General features: G+C 58.0%; 23 protein-coding genes. 14 read left to right on the top strand and 9 right to left on the bottom strand.

Annotation, left to right across the window (positions count from 1 at the left end; all coding sequences use genetic code 11):
• Positions 1 to 10 precede the first annotated feature (10 nt).
• The gene (locus M0P56_RS07050; RefSeq protein WP_291509347.1) at positions 11 to 955 is read right to left on the bottom strand and encodes an integron integrase; all 945 of its coding nucleotides are present in this window, start codon (positions 953 to 955) and stop codon (positions 11 to 13) included.
• A gap of 166 nt (positions 956 to 1,121) precedes the next feature.
• On the opposite strand from M0P56_RS07050, the gene M0P56_RS07045 reads away from it, so the two are divergent.
• The 5 genes from M0P56_RS07045 to M0P56_RS07025 all read left to right on the top strand — a co-directional run bounded on the left by M0P56_RS07045 (position 1,122) and on the right by M0P56_RS07025 (position 4,152).
• Positions 1,122 to 1,847: a CTP synthase gene (locus M0P56_RS07045; RefSeq protein WP_291509346.1), complete on the top strand. Its 726-nt coding sequence runs from the start codon at positions 1,122 to 1,124 to the stop codon at positions 1,845 to 1,847.
• A gap of 159 nt (positions 1,848 to 2,006) precedes the next feature.
• Positions 2,007 to 2,417, top strand: a complete 411-nt coding sequence (locus M0P56_RS07040; protein ID WP_291509345.1) for a hypothetical protein — start codon at positions 2,007 to 2,009, stop codon at positions 2,415 to 2,417.
• A gap of 127 nt (positions 2,418 to 2,544) precedes the next feature.
• Positions 2,545 to 2,868, top strand: coding sequence for a hypothetical protein (locus M0P56_RS07035; RefSeq protein WP_291509344.1), 324 nt, complete (start codon positions 2,545 to 2,547; stop codon positions 2,866 to 2,868).
• 157 nt (positions 2,869 to 3,025) lie between these two features.
• Positions 3,026 to 3,439 carry a GFA family protein gene (locus tag M0P56_RS07030; protein WP_291509343.1) on the top strand — a complete coding sequence of 138 codons (414 nt, stop codon included), beginning with the start codon at positions 3,026 to 3,028 and terminating at the stop codon, positions 3,437 to 3,439.
• A 92-nt stretch (positions 3,440 to 3,531) separates the two neighbouring features.
• Entirely contained in the window at positions 3,532 to 4,152 is a 621-nt protein-coding gene (locus M0P56_RS07025; RefSeq protein WP_291509342.1) for a class I SAM-dependent methyltransferase, read from the top strand.
• An 81-nt stretch (positions 4,153 to 4,233) separates the two neighbouring features.
• Here the strand turns inward: M0P56_RS07025 and katG are convergent, their stop codons facing one another.
• Positions 4,234 to 6,420, bottom strand: a complete 2,187-nt coding sequence (gene katG / locus M0P56_RS07020) for a catalase/peroxidase HPI (RefSeq protein WP_291509341.1) — start codon at positions 6,418 to 6,420, stop codon at positions 4,234 to 4,236.
• 86 nt (positions 6,421 to 6,506) lie between these two features.
• Positions 6,507 to 7,583, bottom strand: a complete 1,077-nt coding sequence (locus M0P56_RS07015) for an agmatine/peptidylarginine deiminase (RefSeq protein WP_291509340.1) — start codon at positions 7,581 to 7,583, stop codon at positions 6,507 to 6,509.
• Positions 7,584 to 7,667: 84 nt separating this feature from the next.
• Here M0P56_RS07015 and M0P56_RS07010 point away from each other — a divergent pair, with 84 nt between their 5' ends.
• From M0P56_RS07010 to M0P56_RS07000, 3 genes are all read left to right on the top strand, one after another.
• Positions 7,668 to 8,381, top strand: a complete 714-nt coding sequence (locus tag M0P56_RS07010) for a pseudouridine synthase (protein WP_291509339.1) — start codon at positions 7,668 to 7,670, stop codon at positions 8,379 to 8,381.
• On the top strand, positions 8,378 to 8,821 hold the full coding sequence (locus tag M0P56_RS07005) for an NUDIX hydrolase (RefSeq protein ID WP_291509338.1): 444 nt from the start codon (positions 8,378 to 8,380) through the stop codon (positions 8,819 to 8,821). The genes M0P56_RS07010 and M0P56_RS07005 overlap by 4 nt, the downstream gene beginning before the upstream one ends.
• Positions 8,822 to 8,905: 84 nt before the next feature.
• Positions 8,906 to 9,430, top strand: a complete 525-nt coding sequence (locus M0P56_RS07000) for an RNA pyrophosphohydrolase (RefSeq protein WP_366110331.1) — start codon at positions 8,906 to 8,908, stop codon at positions 9,428 to 9,430.
• Positions 9,431 to 9,462: 32 nt separating this feature from the next.
• Here the strand turns inward: M0P56_RS07000 and M0P56_RS06995 are convergent, their stop codons facing one another.
• Together M0P56_RS06995 and M0P56_RS06990 are read right to left on the bottom strand one after the other, a co-directional pair.
• Positions 9,463 to 10,614 carry a putative glycoside hydrolase gene (locus M0P56_RS06995; protein WP_291509336.1) on the bottom strand — a complete coding sequence of 384 codons (1,152 nt, stop codon included), beginning with the start codon at positions 10,612 to 10,614 and terminating at the stop codon, positions 9,463 to 9,465.
• 153 nt (positions 10,615 to 10,767) lie between these two features.
• Positions 10,768 to 11,544, bottom strand: coding sequence for a polysaccharide deacetylase family protein (locus M0P56_RS06990; protein ID WP_291509335.1), 777 nt, complete (start codon positions 11,542 to 11,544; stop codon positions 10,768 to 10,770).
• Between the two features lie 741 nt (positions 11,545 to 12,285).
• Between M0P56_RS06990 and M0P56_RS06985 the strand changes: the two genes are divergently transcribed.
• Positions 12,286 to 13,161: a C40 family peptidase gene (locus M0P56_RS06985; protein WP_291509334.1), complete on the top strand. Its 876-nt coding sequence runs from the start codon at positions 12,286 to 12,288 to the stop codon at positions 13,159 to 13,161.
• Between the two features lie 59 nt (positions 13,162 to 13,220).
• Here the strand turns inward: M0P56_RS06985 and M0P56_RS06980 are convergent, their stop codons facing one another.
• From M0P56_RS06980 to M0P56_RS06970, 3 genes are all read right to left on the bottom strand, one after another.
• Positions 13,221 to 13,442 carry a hypothetical protein gene (locus tag M0P56_RS06980; protein ID WP_291509333.1) on the bottom strand — a complete coding sequence of 74 codons (222 nt, stop codon included), beginning with the start codon at positions 13,440 to 13,442 and terminating at the stop codon, positions 13,221 to 13,223.
• Positions 13,443 to 13,454: 12 nt separating this feature from the next.
• Positions 13,455 to 13,649, bottom strand: a complete 195-nt coding sequence (locus M0P56_RS06975) for a hypothetical protein (protein WP_291509332.1) — start codon at positions 13,647 to 13,649, stop codon at positions 13,455 to 13,457.
• 108 nt (positions 13,650 to 13,757) lie between these two features.
• Positions 13,758 to 14,117, bottom strand: a complete 360-nt coding sequence (locus tag M0P56_RS06970; RefSeq protein ID WP_291509331.1) for a hypothetical protein — start codon at positions 14,115 to 14,117, stop codon at positions 13,758 to 13,760.
• A 78-nt stretch (positions 14,118 to 14,195) separates the two neighbouring features.
• Between M0P56_RS06970 and M0P56_RS06965 the strand changes: the two genes are divergently transcribed.
• From M0P56_RS06965 to M0P56_RS06945, 5 genes are read left to right on the top strand one after another with little or no spacing between them, the layout of a single operon-like run.
• Positions 14,196 to 16,112: an ATP-dependent DNA helicase gene (locus M0P56_RS06965; protein WP_291509330.1), complete on the top strand. Its 1,917-nt coding sequence runs from the start codon at positions 14,196 to 14,198 to the stop codon at positions 16,110 to 16,112.
• Positions 16,112 to 16,786, top strand: coding sequence for a tRNA (adenosine(37)-N6)-threonylcarbamoyltransferase complex dimerization subunit type 1 TsaB (gene tsaB, locus M0P56_RS06960; RefSeq protein WP_291509329.1), 675 nt, complete (start codon positions 16,112 to 16,114; stop codon positions 16,784 to 16,786). Before M0P56_RS06965 ends, tsaB begins: the two co-directional genes overlap by 1 nt.
• The gene (gene rimI, locus M0P56_RS06955) at positions 16,783 to 17,253 is read left to right on the top strand and encodes a ribosomal protein S18-alanine N-acetyltransferase (protein ID WP_291509328.1); all 471 of its coding nucleotides are present in this window, start codon (positions 16,783 to 16,785) and stop codon (positions 17,251 to 17,253) included. The genes tsaB and rimI overlap by 4 nt, the downstream gene beginning before the upstream one ends.
• A 6-nt stretch (positions 17,254 to 17,259) precedes the next feature.
• Positions 17,260 to 18,879: a peptide chain release factor 3 gene (locus M0P56_RS06950; RefSeq protein ID WP_291509327.1), complete on the top strand. Its 1,620-nt coding sequence runs from the start codon at positions 17,260 to 17,262 to the stop codon at positions 18,877 to 18,879.
• Between the two features lie 27 nt (positions 18,880 to 18,906).
• Positions 18,907 to 19,350 (top strand): sel1 repeat family protein, encoded by a 444-nt coding sequence (locus tag M0P56_RS06945; RefSeq protein WP_291509326.1) that lies wholly within the window; start codon positions 18,907 to 18,909, stop codon positions 19,348 to 19,350.
• Positions 19,351 to 19,369: 19 nt separating this feature from the next.
• Here M0P56_RS06945 and M0P56_RS06940 read toward each other — a convergent pair whose 3' ends face one another.
• Entirely contained in the window at positions 19,370 to 20,881 is a 1,512-nt protein-coding gene (locus M0P56_RS06940) for a YifB family Mg chelatase-like AAA ATPase (protein ID WP_291509325.1), read from the bottom strand.

The raw sequence follows: 20,881 nt of genomic DNA, 5'->3' as shown, positions 1-20,881 counted from the left end.
TATGGATGGGTTACATATCCAGCGGACTGATAATACCGCGACCGCCTTTGTTCAGGACGTGGGTATAAATCATCGTGGTATTTACGTCCTTGTGCCCTAAGAGCTCCTGCACGGTGCGAATGTCGTAGCCTGCCTGGAGTAAATGTGTTGCGAAGGAGTGGCGTAACACATGCGGTGTCACCGGCTTTACAATGCCAGCCCGGCTTGCCGCAGTACGTATTGCCCGCTGTACCGTAGCCTCATAAATATGATGTCGTCTTTGTGCCCCGGAACGGGGATCAATACTCAATGCCGGAGACGGGAACACATACTGCCAGCCCCAGGATTTAGCACTGGAGGGATATTTTACGGTCAGTGCATCCGGCATAAAGACCGCCCCTAGACCGTTTTCTAAATCTGTGTCATGCAGTAATTTTGCCTTTTCCATTTGCTTTTTTAGTGGCAGCAGAATGTTCTCGGGTAGAACCGTTACCCGGTCTTTGGCCCCCTTACCATCCCGGATAATGATTTCACGGCGCTCGAACTCCACGTCTTTTACGCGCAGGCGTAATCCTTCCAGTAAACGCATGCCGGTGCCATACAACAAGCTGGCGACAAGCCACATCGTACCCGCCGAGAGTTCATGCAGTAAGGCACGGGTTTCCGTTGGTGTCAGCACCACTGGCAGGTGCTGCGAAGGTTTCGCGCTAGTGATGTTATCCAGCCAGGGCAGATCGATGCCGAGAACCTGCTTGTATAGAAAGAGCAGCGCCGCCTTGGCCTGATTTTGGGTAGACGATGAGACTTTGCGTTCAGTGGCGAGATGGCTCAGGAAGGCCTCCACCTCGGCGGCACCCATGTTTTTGGGGTGCCGTTTCTGGTGGAAGAGAATAAAACGCCGTGCCCAGTTGGTATAAGCCTCTTCAATGCGGATGCTGTAGTGCATCACCCGGATTCGGGCACGCACTTGATCCAAGAGTCAGGGTGGGGTGCTGGGAGTTGCTTGGTTATTTCCCATCCGAAAAATTTTAGGCTGTCCTAAATTTTTAGGCAATGGTCAGTGTTGTGTAGATACAGTATGTTGATTGTTGCCCATGTTGTGTTAGACAATATGCATGTGGTAGCGCTGTGGAATCTAAATTATGTTGGGCGTCACCATAGGAGCGCTGATCATGCAGCCTAACATCACCATCGGCCTCGTCGGCGACTACGACTCATCGGTGCCAGCACATCAGGCCATTCCGCTCGCATTACGAAGTGCAGCGGAGTCGCTGCGGCTTGCACTCGCCTTCGAGTGGGTTCCTACCGAAGAAATCACTACTGCCTCTCGCATCTCTTATTTCAATGGCCTATGGTGCCTTCCGGCAAGTCCCTACCGAAATACAGACGGTGCACTGCTGGCTATCCGTCACGCTCGCGAAAATGGAGTTCCGTTCCTTGGTACGTGCGGTGGCTTTCAGCATGCCGTAATTGAGTATGCGCGGAACGTGCTGGGCTGGTTCGACGCAGAGCACGCTGAGGTGTCGCCTAACGCGGTTCGTCCCGTTATCACGCAGCTCGAATGTTCTCTGGTCGAAGCCTCGGCGCTCGTGCGGTTCTCGCCCGGCTCCCGCATCGCGGCTGCCTACGAAACCAACCAGGCTACAGTTGGATATCGGTGCCGCTATGGTCTCAACGAGCAGTTTCGCTCTCAGCTCTTGGCTGGCCCGCTACGCGTCGCGTCCGAAGACGAGAATGGCGATGTTCGTGCTGTTGAGCTAGACCGCCCCGCATTCTTCGTTGCCACGCTGTTCCAGCCCGAGCGCGCGGCTCTCGCCGGCCAGCCCGTACCACTGGCGGCAGCCTTTCTACAGGCGTGCGCAACATGACGCCCAACCTTTCGTTCCAGGGGGCGGCCTGCAAGCTACGCTTGCAGGTGCCCTCCGCACTTCGGACTCCGGCCGCCCCTGAACTCAAACGTTATGCGCCAGGATAGAACATTGGTAGTTGACCGAATCTTCATCAGTCGAGAGCGAGGCGGAACGCAGATGGAATGCGAGAACCTCAAGCTTGAATCTGGTTTGGGTTTGGTGGGTGACCGAAATTTCGGAAAGAATACCTATCCAGGTCAAAATGCCACCCTTGTCGAGGCAGAAGAGATCGAGCGGTTCTGCATGGAGAACGCCCGAACCATAGATCTATCAATAACCCGGCGAAATATCGTCACAAGAGGTATCCATCTAAATGACCTCGTTGGCAAAGAATTCACAATTGGTACTGCGCGACTCAGAGGCGTGGAGTTATGCGAACCGTGCTCAATTCTTGGCCGCAACCTCTCAAGCGAGTCGCTTTCGGCGGAAGCCGTCATTAAACGTTGGGTTGGCTGCGGCGGTTTGCGTGCGGACATCATTGCATCAGGAGCAATAGACCGTGGCTCTCGCATTCAAGCTGGCGCATAACCAATCCTTGCAGGCGACGCCTGAAAGCGCTTTGCGCCTCTATTCAGCTTCAGCGCGCGTCGCGCGAGGAAGACGTTCATCCCAAGCAGGAAGGCTACCCGCAATTATTTGACGGAGGGCAGTTAAAATGGATAAAGAAAGTAAACTTGAAGAGGAAATTCTGGCCTCCTTTGAGCGAGGAGAATGGCAGTCCGTGCCAAATCGCAAGGCTGAAATTGCTCGCTTTACGTCAATAGCATCGGCATCGCTCGTCAAAGACAAGCGTGTCAATATTCGCATTTCCTCTCGCGATCTTGAAGACATTCAAGCCAAGACCGCAGAGGAAGCCATTCCTTATCAAACACTCATGGCTAGCGTACTCCACAAGTTTGTCACAGGGCGCCTTGTTGAGCCGACACCCAGTCTAACCTCTCGTTCAAGCGGGATGCGCCAAAAGCGGCGCGCCCCTTAACTCAACGGTGTGCGCCGGGCATGCTGCGCTTGGGGTACATTTTGTAAATCCGGCGTCCACGCAAGGACGATCCCGTATACACGGTGGTGTGGGAGGGGGAGGTCGTGAGGCTTTCTTCTATCCCGATTATGCACCCATAATCAGTTAGGAGTCCTTTATGAATGCAAAGTATTCTGGGCAGTGTCTTTGTGGGGAAATCAACTATTCAGTTGATGTTGAGCCAGTGTTCACTGGCAATTGTCATTGCAAGGACTGTCAAAGATCATCAGGCAGTGCATTCATTCCGGCGATGATTTTTCCTGAAAAAGATGTTGTCGTTTCAGGTGAAGTGAAATATTTCGAGTCTCCTGCAGACAGCGGAAATGCGCACCAAAGAGGTTTCTGTCTGAATTGTGGTTCTCAATTATTCGCGCGGTTCAGCAATATGCCAGGAATGATGGGCATAAAGGCTGGAACCTTAAACGACTCATCGAATTACATACCAAAGTTGGATTTCTATGTAGCGAGTGCCGCTCCTTGGGATTTTATGAATCCAGAGCTACCAAAAAAGCAAGGGGCAGCACAAAGCTAACGATAGTGCATAACAATTCACTCAGACCGACGCCGCTTCGCGGCGTGGCTTCACTCAGGTGTTAGACTACAGGACAGCAATTCGGAGGGGCCATGCAATCAAAAGAGCACTGGGAGCGCGCGTACTCCACCAAGGCCGTGGATGCGGTTAGCTGGTATCAACAGCACGCAGACCACTCGCTTCGGTTGATCGAAGCAACCGGCGTGTCGCACACGTCATCTATCATTGATGTGGGTGGCGGTGCTTCCACCCTCGTGGATGACCTACTTGCCAAGAGCTATCAGAACATCACGGTGCTTGATCTCTCCGCCGCCGCTCTTCACTCTGCCAAAGAGCGCCTTGGCGCTCGTGCCGGGTCAGTTACCTGGCTGGAGTCCGACATCACCAGGACGGAGCTTCCCCTGCATGCCTATGACGTATGGCATGACCGCGCGGTCTTTCACTTCCTGACGGCTCCGGAAGAGCGGCACGCGTACGTTCAAACCGTGCTTCGCTCGGTAAAGCCCGGCGGGCACGTGATAGTCGCTACCTTCGCCGAGGATGGTCCACTCCAGTGCAGCGGCCTGCCTGTCATGCGTTACAGTGCAACTCAACTCCACGCTGAGTTCGGTGAGGCCTTCACCCTCATATCGCACGAGAGGGAGGCGCACCACACTCCGTTCGGGACGACCCAGCAATTCACGTATTGCTCTTGCCGCAAATCAGCATCCTGATCTGTGGTCTAACAATGCATTTCCTTCCACTGCCATCCCGGGGGGACAGGTTCGATCCAAATTATTTCTGGCTTGAGCTCATCAAGCCAGATCAAAGCGATCCAGATGCATCACCTTGGTCCATGCGGCCACAAAATCCTGCACAAATTGGGGTTGCGCGTCCCCACTGGCATACACCTCGGCCACCGCCCGCAGCTCCGAATTGGAACCGAAAATCAGATCCACACGGGTGGCATTCCATCGGTGCGCACCGGTCTTACGGTCATAGCCCGAGAAGGTTTCGGCCGCTTCCGGGTTCGCCTTCCATTCCGTGCGCATATCCAGAAGGTTGACAAAAAAATCGTTACTGAGAACCCCTGGCCTCTCCGTAAACACCCCATGTTCGGCCTGCGCAAAATTGGCACCGAGCACCCGCAAACCGCCCACCAGCACCGTCATTTCCGGGGCAGTCAACGTCAGCAATTGCGCCTTGTCCACCAGCAGCGCCTCAGCGGGAATCTCTAAGCATCGGGCACCGCGATAGTTGCGGAACCCATCAGCCACGGGCTCCAGAGCCCCAATGGATTCGATGTCCGTCTGCTCCTGGGTCGTATCCATACGTCCCGCGGTGAACGGTACCGTCACTTCATGACCGGCCTTTAGTGCTGCGGCTTCAATGGCCGCCCCGCCAGCGAGGACAATGAGATCCGCCAGGGAAACCTGCTTGCCCCCGCTTTGCTCCCCATTGAAATCCGCACGGATGCTTTCGAGCGTGTTCAAAACCTTTGCCAATTGCTCAGGCTGATTGACTTCCCATTGCTTCTGGGGCAGCAGACGGATGCGCGCCCCATTCGCTCCGCCGCGCTTGTCCGACCCACGGAAAGTGGAAGCCGATGCCCATGCGGTAGCAATCAGTTCCGGCACCGTCAGACCGGAATTGAGAATTTTAGCTTTGAGAGCGGCGATGTCCTTAACATCAACCACGGGATGGTCAACTTTCGGTATGGGATCCTGCCAAATCAGGTCTTCCACCGGCACCTCTGCGCCCAGATAACGGCTTTTCGGGCCCATGTCCCGATGCGTCAGTTTGAACCAGGCGCGGGCAAAAGCGTCTGCAAAAGCATCAGGATGTTCGTAAAAATGCCGTGAAATCTTCTCGTACACCGGATCAAAGCGAAGTGCCAGATCGGTAGTCAGCATGGTCGGACGGTGATGTTTGGCGGGATCGTGGGCATCGGGAATGATTTCGGGCGCATTTTTGGCCACCCACTGGTGCGCACCCGCCGGACTTTGGGTGAGCTCCCATTCATAAGCAAACAGATTTTCAAAAAAGTTGTTGTTCCATTGGGTGGGGGTTTTGGTCCAGGTGACTTCCAGCCCACTGCCGATCTGGTCACCGCCCTTGCCGCTACGGAAACTGCTTTTCCATCCCAAACCCTGACTTTCAATGGGCGCGGCCTCCGGCTCTGGACCGACATGCGTGGCAGGGCCTGCGCCATGGGTTTTACCAAAAGAGTGCCCCCCTGCAATCAATGCTACGGTCTCTTCATCATTCATTGCCATACGCGCGAAGGTTTCCCGCACATCCTGAATGGCCGCTACCGGATCCGGATTGCCGCCAGGGCCTTCGGGATTCACGTAAATCAATCCCATCTGCACGGCAGCCAAGGGGTTTTCAAGATCGCGCTTGCCGAAATAACGATCCTGATCTCCAAGCCAGGTATTTTCTGCGCCCCAATAGACAGATTCGTCAGGTTCCCAAACATCCTTACGCCCGCCGCCAAAGCCAAAGACCTTGAAGCCCATGGACTCCAGCGCCACATTGCCGGTGAGCATCATCAGATCCCCCCAGGAAATACGGTGTCCATATTTCTGTTTGATCGGCCAAAGCAAACGGCGCGCCTTGTCCAGATTGACGTTATCCGGCCAGCTATTAATCGGCGCAAAACGCTGCTGGGCCGAACCTGCGCCACCCCGGCCGTCCCCCGTGCGATAAGTTCCGGCGGCATGCCAGGCCATGCGGATGAAAAAAGGGCCATAGTGCCCAAAATCTGCAGGCCACCAATCCTGAGAATCGATCATCAATGCGCGAATATCTGCTTTTACAGCCTCCATATTCAGTTCCCTGAAGGCCTTAGCGTAATCGAAATCTGCAGGCATGGGATTCGACATCGCCGAATTCTGACGTAAAAGACGGAGATTCAATCGGTTAGGCCACCAGTCACGAATAGACTGTACGTCGTCAGTGGCCATGGTTTTATGAAACGGGCAAGTCATTTCAGCTGACATGATGCATCCTCCTTATAGGAAACCCCATCCGGGATTGATATCGCTTCAGCAAAGATTTCTGACACCCAGTTTAGTCTATCTATGTATTATACAAGCGCACTGGCAGTGCCTTTTGTAAAAGGCCGGTCTCTTGAGCGCGGTAACTGCATGGTCACGCAATGCAGACTGCCGTGCTGACGGGCCAGTTCGATGCAGGGGATCGGGATCACTTCCCGGTCAGGGAAAGCGCGCTGCAGGCGCTCTTGCGCCACCCCGTCGGCCGGATCGTCGTAAGTCGGCAGGAGCAGGGCGGCATTGAGGATGAGAAAGTTGGCGTAACTCAGGGGCAGGCGGGTGCCGTCCTCGTCCCATTGCGCTTGTGCCCAGGGTAAAGGAATCAGGTGATAAGGTTTGCCATCGCGGTTGCGGAAAGCGCTGAGTTCAGCGGCCATCTGCTGGAGCGGGGCGAAGTGGCTGTCGTCGGGATCGTCGCAACTCTGGTAGGCGATGGTATGGGGGTTGCAGAAGCGGGCGAGGGTGTCGATGTGGGCATCCGTGTCGTCGCCTTCCAGATGGCCGCTATGCAGCCAGAGGATGCGTTCTACGCCGAGCTGGGTACGGAGGGCGTCCTCGATTTGCACGGCGGACCATTGCGGATTGCGGTTGGGCGAGAGCAGGCAGGCACTGGTAGTCAGCAGGGTGCCGGCGCCGTCCACTTCAATGCTGCCGCCCTCCAGAACCATCCCGGAAATCTCCAGTGCCGCGTTCCCGTAAGCCCCTTGGGCATACAGATGGCGGGTAATCTGATTATCCAGGTCGGCGCGGAATTTGAGACCCCAGGCATTGAAGGCGAAGTCCATCAGTTTGCACTGACCAGCAGGGTTCTGCAGGGTGATGGGACCGTGATCGCGGGCCCAGGAGTCATTGCTGGGGACGGTGTGGAGATGGCAGCGCGCGAGCTCGGCACCAGCGCGGTGCAGATATTTCCTGCAGACCTCGACGCTGGCCGCGTCATGGCAGGCAATGAGCACATCTTCGCGGAAGCTGATCTCACGGGCAATGCGGGCAAATACCGAGAGCACCGTATCCAGCCGTGGCGCCCAGTCGGTATCGGGGTGCGGCCAGGTGAGTTGTACCGCTTGCTGCGGGGTCCATTCCGGGGGGAGGATGTATCCAGTCGCCATGATGCACTCCGTTGTTGGTGACTCCAACATCATAGGGGTTTAACGGCTTTTCGTCAGCCTGTCCGGCAGGCTAAACTGCGCCTTATGCAAAAATCTGCCGAACGTATGGATCATTTATTGTCCCGTCTTGGATATTGTAGCCGCTCCGAAGTGCGTGATCTGGTGCGCGAGGGGCGGGTGCGAGTAGCCGGGGAAGCGCTGCGCAAAGCCTCCGCTAAAGTGGATGCGGCGCTGGTCTGGGTGGATGAAGAGCCCATTGATCACCCCCATGCCCTCTATCTGCTCTATCACAAACCCTTGGGCAAGGTTTGTGCTCACGATGATCCGCGTACCATTTATCAGGATTTTCCCTTGCGTTGGCGCTACCGGCGACCGTCGCTGAGCAGTGTCGGTCGTCTTGACCGGGAGACCAGTGGCGTCCTGCTGCTCACTGATGACGGTGACTGGCTGCACCACTGGACAAGCCCTCGCCGTGCCATTCCCCGGGTGTATCGCGTGACTCTGCAGCAACCGTTGCGGGGTGACGCGGCGAACATCCTGGCCGCGGGAACCCTGATGCTGGAAGGCGAAGACACGCCCTGTCGCCCCGCAGTGTTGCAATGCCTGACAGATCGCGAGGTGCTGCTGACCCTGACGGAGGGGCGTTACCACGAGGTTCGCCGGATGTTTGCCGCTCTGGATAATCTGGTGCTGACCCTGCATCGGCAGGCCTTCGGGCCTTTTGTGCTGGACGATCTGCCTCCCGGTCAGTGGCGTGAACTTACAGAAGCAGAGCGTATGACGGAGAAAATTCCATGATTTGGACGCCGCATGTGACAGTAGCCACTGTCGTAGAGGATAACGGCCGTTTTCTGCTCGTAGAAGAGATGGTGGATGGGCGGCGTTGCTTCAATCAGCCCGCCGGCCACTGGGACCCCGGTGAAACGCTGTTGGATGCGGTCGTCCGCGAGACCCTGGAGGAAACGGGCTACGTCTTCCAGCCGGAATATCTGACCGGTATCTATCACTGGGAATATCCTGCGAAAAACCTGACTTACCTGCGCTTCGCCTTCGGCGGACGCCTTGGCCCCCGTGATATGCAGCGTGCCCTGGATACAGGCATCATCGGCCCGGTCTGGCTGACCCCGGAGGAGATGACGGCGCGTGGGGGGGAGATGCGTAGCGTCATGGTCTGGCGCTGTATGGCCGATTACCAGGCGGGCAAGCGCTATCCACTGGATTTGCTGCACACGGTCTGAATGGCGCTGGGGGCTGGAGTAGACTGACGCTGGCCCGTCTGCGTGCTATATTGCAGCATAAACGCATCGGCAGAGACGATGAACATGATAGACGCGGACGGCTATCGCCCCAATGTGGGCATGATCATTTGTAACAAATACAATCAGGTGTTGTGGGCCAAACGCCGGGGTGAAAATGCTTGGCAGTTCCCCCAGGGCGGTATCGATTATGCGGAAACGCCGGAGCAGGCGATGTTTCGCGAGTTGGAAGAAGAGGTGGGGACCGCCAAGGTCTGTATTCTTGGCAGGACGCGGGGCTGGCTGCGTTATGAAGTGCCCTGCGCCCGTCATCGCGCCTCGCGGCGCCGTTATCGTGGGCAGAAGCAAATATGGTTTTTACTCCGTTTTGAAGGTGAAGAGGCGGAAATCAATCTGCGCACCCAACAGCCGGAGTTTGAGGACTGGCGCTGGGTGGATTACTGGATGCCGGTGAATGAAATCATTGCCTTCAAGCGCCGCGTGTACTGGCAGGCTTTGCAGGAATTGGCGCCGTTAATCAACATGGATCCACCGCCCATGGCGAACCCCTGCGGTTCCGCGGGCCGATATCCGGTCGGTGGGAGCCGCTGACCGTGTTACTGCGTGACGGATGATCCATCCACTCAGTGGCCTTCGCGAAGCGTTGCCACCAGCGCCGACTTTGGCGGAAGCCCTGCCGTAGTGTAGACATTACGGGAGTTCCACAGCATCCATCCGTCCGATCCGAAAGTCTGTGCCGCATCGATCTGCGCTGCAATCTCCTGACCCCCGAAGGGTTTCCCGCCAAAGGCGTAGTCACGAAATGCCTGCAGCCAGGGGCGGAAGCGCACTCCCGGCAACCCCGTTCTTTCCTCGGCCTTGCGCAGCGAGAGGTAAACTATCTGATGCGGATGGCTAACGGGGTTGGGGTAGCCGGGGATACCGTACTGAAAACCCGATGGATAGAGCATGGGAGAGATATAATCGACCTGCTGCGCCATCTCCTTCAGGTTCTGGCCGATCCCGGTGTCGTTGCGGTTCCAGATCACATAACCAAAAATATCCGCAGAAAGAAAGACATTATACGGGATCAAGCGCTTGCGGGCCTCCGCGAGAAATCCAGAAATTGCCGAGACCCGGCTTTCCTGGGTGCTCGACCGGGAAAACACCAGGCCCTTGGCGTCCGGAAAGCGGACGTAGTCGAACTGGATCTCGTCGAAACCATCCCTGGCGGCCTCGACGGCGATATCAATGTTGTAGTCCCATACCTGTTTACTGAAAGGATCAGTCCAGGCGAGGCCTTCCCGATCCCTCCAGATGGCACCGCCCGCGGTCCTGACGGCCAGATCCGGTCGCGCCAATGCAAGGACGTTGTCCTTGAAAACCACGATCCTGGCAATGGTATAGATGCCTTCTTTGTGCAAATCGTCCATTAGTCGCTTGATATGTTTGATGGTGATAGTTCTTTGGGCGCCGATCTCTGTCGCCAGAGGAATGTCGGTCTTGTACGCAATCATTCCGCGGTCGCTTTTCACATCGATCACTATGGCGTTGAGGTCTGTCTTGCCGATGATATCAAGAGCCGATTCCCGCAGACGCGTGTTGGCCGCTCCGTAGGAAGACAAATAAAGGGCCTTGGGTTTGAAAGGCGCGAGGGACAGGGTTTCATCCGCCTTGAGATCCCCGATGGGGACCTCGCGGCGCCGGTAGCCGTAGGCCCTGAGGCCAAGCACTGTCCCTTGTCCGCTGATTTCAAAACGGCCATCCTGGACCGTGCGTACGACCGAGTTACCCAAGGTTACAAATGCCCCTGGGATCGGTTTGCACGTCAAGGCGTCCACGATCATCCCGCTGTAGGCGGCAGCGCTCCCCGAGACGAGCAACAAGACTGCAAGTAACGAAGCGCATATGTTTTTTATATTTTTATAAGCCTTCACAATCCACCTCGTTTATCTGGAGTCCGTGGTCAACAGTTTTCCCAATGTCTTGCCCGTATCCTGGTCCGTGACCAGATAGCGCGGGAGCGCCATCACCTTATCCGATGGCCCGGCAGGCGCCCTTACCATGGTGAAGGCGGCGATATATCCCGCCGCCGTAGCGCTCTTGATCAGATCCTCATTGTAGATCCCGAATGGCCAGGCGAGCATGTCCACCTTGATTCCCAGCTCCTGATCGAGCTTCGCCCTGGATTTTTCCAACTGCATGGCCACAAACTTGTCGTACACCCGGGGGGCGAGACGTTTTTTTTCTATCTTGAAGTTCGGATGCCAGTAGGTGTGGGATTGGATATTTACAAGCCCTGAGCCGTGCATGACCCGCAACTCGTCCCACGTCAGGGCGTAAGACGCCCGGGATATGGCGGAGGGATAGATGAAGAGCGTCACCGGGATATGGTAGCGCTGCACCAGAGGAAACATGTCGGTGTACACCGACTGATGCCCGTCATCCGTGGTGATCACCACGGAATGGGGAGGGGGAGGGGGTCCAACGCCACGAATATAGGCCACGACTTCCCTGAGCGGTACAATCCGGTAGCCATGGCGCTTCAGGTATTCAATCTGTGCCGCGAAGACCACCGTGTGAACGGTCATGGCATCTCGCACCACGGGACCAAAACGATGGTAGAGCAGGATGGGCACGACGCGCGCCGTCTGTGACCCCCAAGCCGGTACGGCGAAAAATATGGCGAGTAAAGGCACCCAGAAAAAGAATCGTAATGTGCCCATATGCCCCTTTTGCCAAACAACACGCGTGACTGGCTTTTCCATCCTCTACACCCTGGAGATCGCCCCCTCCACCGCGCAAAATGTCTCTCATCACATTGAACTGTAAATGGGTATAGCTCAATTACGAGAAGATTTCAAAGTCCGGCGGACGGCTAGCGATGGGGTCTTGCCTCGGGCACGGATACCACCTATAGTCCCAAACATGGACTATGGAGCATCGATTTTACTAATGGCTAATATTCGACCCGATTTGGGAGCGCGTTATCGTGGGGGTACCCACCTGCCCGATGCGCTGGGTCGTCGCGGTGCTTCCGCGTCCAGAGCGCAGTACGCATGTCGAGCCGAACTTGTTCGGCTTTTTTATTGTGGGTAGAGGGTAGCCTCGAAGTTTCTCTTCTTGATGAGAGATGGCAATGGCGCTGCATAATCAGCCGGAGGGCAGATTATGCAGCGGCGATTCCCAGGTAATTCGGGAGATAATGAATGCAGAAGAGACATCGCTGGCGGGTTGCTGTGGCGGTATTGACGTTTCTAGGTGGGATCAGTGTGTGCCAGGCGGCGCCGCACGAGGCGGGCCATAAGGCTCTGCATAGGATCAGTCACCATATCCACGCACGGCGCTCTTATAAGGGTGCTTCGAAAAACTCGAAAACGGTGCGAATACGGTTCACACGTAACAAAAGGTTAGTGTCTGCCAGACAGGCGAAAAGAGGGGTTTTTCGAACTGCCCATAAGACAATATTGCGTGCGCCGAAAAACGATTATATGGCGTTGACGCCGACGGCGTTGCGGTTGATGGATCTTGCGCCTGTCGAGTTCGCCGGGGTAGGTGCGGCACCACAGACCGTTTCGACCTATGACTATAAAATACAGCCTTTTCCTGCAACCGATGTAGATGGTGTAACGAGCCCAGTTTTTGTCGATCAGTCGCTGGTGCTGGTCAAGGCGGGCATGGCGACGGATGACGTACCGGTTGTTCTTCCAGAAAAACCCATAGCGGCGCAGGTTGACGCGGTAGTCGCCACTTCGGCACCAGAGCAGTCTCATTTACGACTCGCCTTGGAGATGTTGGCGAGCCATGCCTATCATTGGGCGCGCCACCCTTTGCAGGCGCTGGAAACCAGCGGCAATGCCGCTGCCGGGTCACAAGCCGCAGCCGAGCTAGCCAATGATATTGCGCAAGAAGGGCAGTATGCAGAGACGGAAAGCGATTCTGATTCCAATTCTTGGCTGTCACCTCGCTCAATGGTGGTTTCCGCACTTAAGTTTATTGGTGCTCCCTACCGCTGGGGTGGTATGAGCCCGGCCTCGGGCTTCGACTGTAGTGGCTTTGTTAAGTATATATTGGCGAAGTTTGATATTCAGGTGCCGCGTACCTCTTATGCCCAGGCAGCTGAGTTACGGAAAGTTTCCAGGGTCAATCTGAGGCCCGGTGATCTCGTGTTTTTTGATACGATGCATCGGCCTTATTCCCATGTAGGAATCTACATTGGTCATCAGCACTTTGTCAGTGCTCAGACACCCAGCACGGGCGTTCAGGTGGCGAGCCTGAATGACCCCTACTGGGCGGCACGTTTTGACGGGGCGCGTAGCTTGCCGGTATTCAACGCTTCCTGATGACGAAGTAAATACCTGCAAAGTGGTTGGCGCAGATGCGCCGCGACGCATATGGGTGCCTAGGCGTTGTGCTCCATATCATCCGGCGTCTTCCACTCGTAACGATCGGGTGCCTGAGGTTGGGTGGCCATGAAGCCTTCCTTCTGGAGCAGTTCGGCCAGTGCCACCGCTCCTGGACCAGCCGCTTTTTGGTTCTCCAGGATGTTGCTGGCGATTCGCACCGCCTCATGGGCGGTCAGAATAACTTCTACGCTCTGCTCCTTCTCTTCGCGAATTTGCATGGATGCCGTCCTTTAGTCAAAAACATGGGGTGGTTGTTTGAAGTGATCATCTGTTCGGTAGTCTTGCTCGGCCAGCAGGTAGACAATATCCAAGGTGTCCTTGGCAAAGCTTTCGGCATCTCTAACGATGGGTTCGACTATTTTGGCAAGGTCCTTTTTGTCGAAGCGGATGGTGATACCTTGCTCGTCTTTATGGATGACTTCCATAGTGCTCTCCTTTTTGAAGTCAATAGGCAGCGCGTTCTGTCGGTAAATGATTGCGCTTGTCTATAATGCATTTCTATGGCGCATGTATTGTGATCAACTTTTAGAGGTTTAGTTCAGCTTGGGTGCTTTGTCAAAAGGCGTGGCCGCAGCGCCGGGTGCCCCACTCTGGTCCATGCGGGCGAGCAAACGCAGACCGCCGATGATGCCGAGGATGCGTTTGTGAACGGCATCCTCCCAGAGGTTCTGAGCCAGGGGCCAGTATTTGCATTGGGTATGTGTCGCGCGGGGGGTGTCTGGCACGGCGTCGCAGCCGAGGGCGATGAGGAGATCGGGCCAATCGTCGTCGGTTTCATTTGCCCTCGCCTCCAGCCAGTCAGCACCCAAGGCTTCAGCCAATGTGGCGGCATAGCGGGCCTTCGCCGGATCGGTCGGATGCCAGAACAGGATGCGCGCTCGCCGTTTATACATGAATGCCCTCTTCCCCCGCAATTTGTGTAAAAATAGCAGGACTGACGATAAAACGGGAGCAGCGATGAGGTGTCGGGCGTGACTGGGGAGAGCCAGGACTGGTCTGTGTTGTTGGGCGAGGCTGGCGCATTGGCGCGGGTGTTGCCGCAATTCCGGGCGCGGGAGCAGCAACAGGCCATGGCCGCGCAGGTCGCTCATACCCTGCACGACGGGGGGGTGGCGCTGATCGAGGCGGGGACGGGCACGGGTAAAACCTTCGCTTATCTCCTGCCCGCTATGCTTTCCGGACGCAAGGTGCTGGTTTCTACCGGCAGCAAGGCGCTGCAGGATCAAATACTGGAGAAAGACATCCCGTTACTGTTGCGGGCGACGGGAAGGCCGCTACGGGTGAGCCGTCTCAAGGGGCGGGCTAATTATCTTTGTCGGCATCGTTTGCAACGCTTCAGCGCTGAGGGGGTGGCGCCCGCTCTGGCTGTACCCCTGGCGAGGGTGGCGGACTGGGCCGGACAGACCCGGGAGGGGGATGTTGGCGAGCTGACCTCGGTACCCGAGGATTCGCCGGTCTGGCCCCTGGTGACCTCGACCCGGGACAACTGCCTCGGCAGCGATTGCCCCGAGTATGGGCGCTGCCATGTTATTGAAGCGCGGCGCCAGGCGCAGGAAGCGGAGATTCTGGTGGTGAATCACCATCTGCTTTTTTCAGATTTGGCGCTGAAGGCCAACGGTATGGGGGACTTGTTGCCGCGGGTCGAGGCCATGGTGCTGGATGAGGCCCATCAGATGCTGGATTTGGCCGGGCGCTACTTTGGTCAGCACTTAAGCAGTCATCAGCTCTGGGATTGGGGGCGGGACAGCCGGGCCGAAACCCTGGCCGAGGCAGGGGACGATGCGCGGCTGCTGGCAGCGGCCGCGCAAGTGGAAATCCAGACGACGGCATGGCGGACGGCCTTGGGTCCGGGTGAGGAGCGCGGGTCCTGGACCTTGAACCCGGATAGCGCGCAAAGCGCTGCCTTTGCCCGTTTGCGTCAGGCCGTGGTGGATCTGACCCAGGCCCTGACTGCGGCTGCGGCACGTGGCAAGGGCTTGGAGCAATGTGCGGCGCGGGGGGCAGCGCTGCTGGCGACGGTGGATTTTTTTACCGCGCAAAACACCCCGAATATGGTGTTCTGGCACGAAAAGAAAGCACGTACGGTGCAGCTCCACGCCACCCCGCTGGATGTGGCAGCACCGTTGCAGCGGCATCTGCTGGAGCCGATGGAAAGCGTGGTGCTCACCAGTGCGACTTTGCGGGTAGGCGATAGTTTCGCCAGCACCGAGCGTGCTCTGGGTTTGACGGCAGCCAGCACTTTTACAGCCGCCTCTCCCTTTGATTATGCGCGGCAATCCCTACTTTACCTGCCGCCCGCGATGCCGGAGCCCAATCATCCCACATACACCCAGGCCTGTCTGGAAGCCGCGGCGCCGGTCATCGAGGCGAGCGGCGGACGGACTTTTGTCCTCTTCACCAGTCACCGGGCCTTGCAGGAGGCGGCGGCATCCCTGCCGCAGCGGCTGTCCTTCCCTATTCTGGTGCAGGGGAGCATGCCGCGGCCCCGTCTTCTAGACCGTTTTCGTAGCCTGGGTAATGCGGTGCTGCTGGGCGCGGCCAGCTTTTGGGAGGGCGTAGACGTGCAGGGTGAGGCCCTCTCCTGTGTCATTATCGACAAGCTGCCTTTCGCCAATCCCTCGGACCCGATTCTGCGGGCTCGCACGGAGCAGTGCCAGGCGGCGGGCGGTGAACCCTTCCGTGAGCTACAGATCCCGCAGGCGGTGATTGCCTTGCGCCAGGGCGTAGGGCGGCTGATTCGCTCGGAGACGGATCGTGGCGTGCTGATGCTCTGTGACCCGCGTCTGCGCAGCAAGGGCTATGGACGGATATTCCTCGACAGTCTGCCGCCCATGCGGCGCGTTTCCAGCCTCGACGCGGTCCATGCATTCTGGCGAAGTGAGGCTTGATGGGGCTGCTGCGTTTCCTGGCTATGGATACCGCCACTGAGGCCTGCTCAGTGGCGGTCAGCACCCCGGCGGGGGTGCTTGAAGAGTTTGTCGTGGCGGCTAATGCCCACAGCCAGTTGCTGCTCCCCATGATTCAGCGAGTGCTGGATCGCGCCGGCATGACCCTCGCCGATATAGGGGCCATTGCTTGCGGGGTGGGGCCGGGGGGCTTCACTGGGGTGCGTATTGGCGTGAGTACGGCGCAGGCACTGGCTATGGCATGCGGGCTGCCAGTCTATCCGGTCTCCAGCCTGCAGGCACTGGCGGCGACGGTATCCCAACCGCAGGTGCTGGCGGCCCTGGACGCCCGCAAAGGGGAGGTCTACGCCGGAATATTCCGTCAGGATATGCGGGGCATACCCCAACTGCAAGGCGCGGAGAAAGTTGGTGCTCCCGATGCCGTGGCCTGGCCAGCGGAGGGTCAATGGTGGGGGCTCGGTACTGGCTGGCAGGCCTACCATGCCCACTGGCAGGGTCCCAGCATCCTCGGCTGGAGTGGCGATAGTTTTCCGCGGGCCGAGGCCGTATTACGCCTTGCGCAGGCGCGCTACCAGGCGGGAGATCGAGGTATCATCCCGGCACTGCTGGAGCCGCACTATATCCGTCCCTCCCTGCCGGAGGAGAAACAAAAATGAATCTGCGTCCCATGCAGGTAGGGGATTTGGATGCGGTGGCGACGCTGGAATCGCACATTTCACCGGGACCCTGGACGCGGAATATTTTCCGTGACTGCATGCAAGCGGGTTATGATGCCTGGATTATGGAGGATGATGCGGGTGCGCTGGTGGCCTTTGGGGTCTTGTCCACGGGAGCCGCCGAGGCACATATCCTTAATCTTGGTGTGGCGCCCACCCTGCGTCGGCGCGGTTTCGGGCGGTGCATGCTGCAACATCTCCTGGGCCGGGCCGGGCAACTGGGTGCGCAAAGGGCCTTTCTCGAAGTGCGGGTGTCCAATCTCGGCGCGCAGGACCTGTACCGTTCCCAGGGTTTCCATGAAATCGGGGTGCGTTTGAATTATTATTGCAACGCGGAGGGACGGGAGGATGCGCTGGTCTTGTCCCTGTCGTTACTGCCGTCCGTAAATCAACTCAGAGAAGGTTAATCGTTTATGTCGTTATCCCCTGTTGCGGAGGCCCCGGTCGGCGCGTTTATTGATGCCATTCAGCGTCGCCGTACCTTTGCCATCATTTCCCATCCCGACGCCGGCAAGACGACGCTGACTGAAAAGCTCCTGCTCTTCGGGGGCGCGATTCAGTTGGCGGGGACGGTCAAAGCGCGCAAAAGCAATCGTCACGCCACCAGCGACTGGATGGCCATTGAAAAGAGTCGCGGTATTTCCGTCGCCAGTTCGGTCATGCAGTTTGAATATGACGAGCATGTCATCAATTTGCTGGACACACCGGGGCATCAGGACTTTTCCGAAGATACTTACCGGGTACTGACCGCTGTGGATTCGGCGCTGATGGTGATTGATGGCGGCAATGGTGTTGAGGCGCAGACCATCAAGCTGTTGGAGGTTTGTCGTCTGCGCGATACCCCCATCATCACTTTCATGAACAAGTTCGACCGCGAAAGCCGCGATCCGACGGAGTTGCTGGATGAGGTAGAGTCGGTGCTGGGTATCCGGTGCGCGCCCGTCACTTGGCCTATTGGGATGGGTAAGCGTTTTCGCGGCGTCTATCACCTGCTGCGCGACGAGGTGCTGGTCTTCACCGCTGGTGAGGAAACCCGGGAGCAAACGGTGGAGCGTATTGCCGGGATCAATAACCCGGAGCTGGACCGGCGCTTTCCGGATGAAATGGCTGAATTGCGGGAACAGGTAGAATTGCTGCGTGGTGCCTCCCATCCTTTTTCTCTGGAGGATTTTTTGGAGGGGCAGCAGACGCCAGTATTTTTTGGCTCGGCCATCAATAACTTCGGGGTGCGGGAATTGCTGGGTGCCCTTATCGACTGGGCGCCTTCGCCCCGCCCCCGTCCCACCACGGGGCGGACAGTGCGGCCGGAAGAAGAGGCTTTCAGCGGTTTCGTGTTCAAGATTCAGGCCAATATGGATCCCCAGCATCGCGATCGGGTGGCCTTTCTCCGGGTCTGCTCCGGCCACTTTCAGCGGGGCATGAAGATCAAACATCTGCGCCTGGGTCGGGATATTCAGGTGCATAATCCGATTATCTTCCTTGCCCAGGAGCGGGAGTTGGTGGAGGAGGCCTTCGCCGGCGACATCATCGGCCTGCATAATCACGGCAGTATTCAGATCGGTGATAGTTTCAGTCAAGGTGAGGCATTGCAGTTCACCGGGATTCCCTACTTTGCGCCGGAACTGTTTCGCCGGGTGCGTCTGCGTAACCCGCTCAAGACCAAGCAACTGCAAAAAGGGCTGCAACAGCTGGCGGAAGAGGGGGCTACCCAAGTCTTCAAACCACTGCAAGGCGGAGATATGATTCTGGGTGCGGTGGGCGTACTGCAATTTGATGTGGTGGCGGAACGGTTGAAAACCGAATATGCCGTCGACGCGATCTTTGATCCGGCGGCGGTGCAGGCGGCGCGCTGGATTCAGTGTGATGATCCCAAAATACTCGCCGAATTTACCCGCAAGCATGAGGAACAGCTCGCCGAAGATGCGGGGAATCGGCTCGCCTACCTGGCGCCCTCCCGCGTTAATCTGGACCTTACCATGGAGCGCTGGCCGCAGGTCGTATTCCACGCTACCCGGGAGCATGCGGGATCATAGTGCCTTTGATGAACCGGAGGAGAAGAAGTGCTTCTACGTGCGACACTCTCGTTGATAGCTGGCCTGTTGCCTCTTGCGGCCATGGCACAAGATCTGGAATCCCTGCGTAATCAGGCCGAACAGAACCCCGCCGCGCTGGCGCGTTTGCGGCAGGCCGCATCAGCGCCGGATGCCCAGGCCGCCTTCTACCTCGGTACCCTTTATTCTCCACTGATTACTCGTCAGGAAAGCACGGTCGTAAAAGGCTGGCCGGAGACGCTGCACTGGTACCGTCTGGCGGCTCGCCTCGGTTGCGCCCGAGCGAACTTTGACCTCGGCCTGGTTTATGAAAAGGGCTTAGGCGTCGCCAAAAATCCGCAACGTGCGGCGGTGTATTTCTCCCGGATGGCAGATATAGCCCGTATCGAGACGGCATTGCCGTCATCGGCGAGTTCTGCGGTGGGGCGGCATACGGGTACCCATAAGGACTAGGGTAAGGGTCGATAATAGATTATTGGGCCAGTGTCTGCGCCAGGCGCCGATACTGGATGGCTTCCGCCAGATGCTGGGTATTGATCGAATCACGCCCTTCCAGATCCGCGATACTGCGGGCGACGCGCAGCACCCGATGGTAGCCTCGCGCGGAGAGGTGCAGGGTCTCGGTGGCGCGGCTGAGCAGGCGGGTGCTCACCGCATCCAGGGCGCAACACTGATCCAGCAGTTCGCCCTGAAGTTGTGCGTTGCGCACCTGCTGGCGCTGCCACTGGCGATCAACGGCCTGAGCTATGCGTTCGCGCCAGTAGGCAGAACTTTCGCCCTGTGCCGCCTCTTGTAAGGCGCTCACCGGCAGCGCGGGCACTTCCATCTGGATGTCGATGCGGTCCAGCAGTGGGCCGGAGAGCCGGCTACGGTATTGGCTGACCTGTGCCGGGGTACAGCGGCACATCTGCTGCGGATCACCGAGATGGCCGCAGGGACAGGGATTCATCGCCGCGACCAATTGAAAACGGGCCGGGAAAGTGGCCCGCCGCGCCGCCCTGGCGATATGGATTTCTCCAGACTCCAGCGGCTCCCGCAGCACTTCCAATACCGCACGGGGGAACTCGGGCATTTCGTCCAGAAAAAGAATACCGTGGTGCGCCAGGCTGATTTCGCCGGGACGCGGGTGCGAACCCCCGCCTACCAGCGCCGCTGACGAGGCACTATGGTGGGGGCTACGGAACGGGCGCCTACCCCAATGACGAATATCGAAGCCGCCTCCTTGCAGGCTGTGGATAGCGGCCACTTCCAGCGCCTCACTGCGGCGCAGAGGGGGCAGCAGGCCAGGCAGCCGCGCCGCCAGCATGCTTTTGCCGGTGCCCGGCGGACCGGACAAGAGCAGGTGATGGCCGCCTACCGCTGCGACAATCAGCGCCCGCTTGGTTGATTCCTGACCGCGTACGTCACGCAGATCGGGGTAAGGAATGGCGGATTCCTGGGCCTCCGCATCGGAGATGACCTCAGGCAGGCGCTCCGTGCCGCGCAGGTGGGCGATGGCCTCTGCCAGATTCGCGCAGGCAAAAACCGGAGTGTTTTGGGCGAAAGCGGCTTCCTGGGCATTGCCTTGCGGCACCAGAATGGCACGATGGGCTTGTCCCGCTGCCAGTGTGCTGGAGAGCGTGCCCGTCACCGGACGCAGGCTGCCGTCCAGCGCCAATTCGCCAATCATCTCCAGTTTTTCCAGTGCGGCCGCAGGAAGTTGTCCGCTGGCGGCGAGAATACCTATGGCCATGGGCAGGTCGAAGCGGCCACCCTCTTTCGGCAGATCGGCGGGGGCCAGATTGACGACCATACGCCGTGCCGGAAACTCAAAGCCACTGTTTTGAATGGCCGAGCGCACCCGGTCCCGGGCTTCCTTGACCGCCGTTTCGGCGAGGCCGACGACGGCGAAGGTGGGCAGACCGGGACCCAGATCGCATTCCACGGTGACGCCCGCCGCCTGTACCCCGGTAAGGGCACGGCTATGGACTATCGCCAGCGGCAA

The sequence above is a fragment of the Acidithiobacillus sp. genome (assembly GCF_023229925.1).
In the GTDB taxonomy this organism is placed as follows: domain Bacteria; phylum Pseudomonadota; class Gammaproteobacteria; order Acidithiobacillales; family Acidithiobacillaceae; genus Acidithiobacillus.
This window is presented reverse-complemented; position numbering and strand designations above follow the sequence as displayed.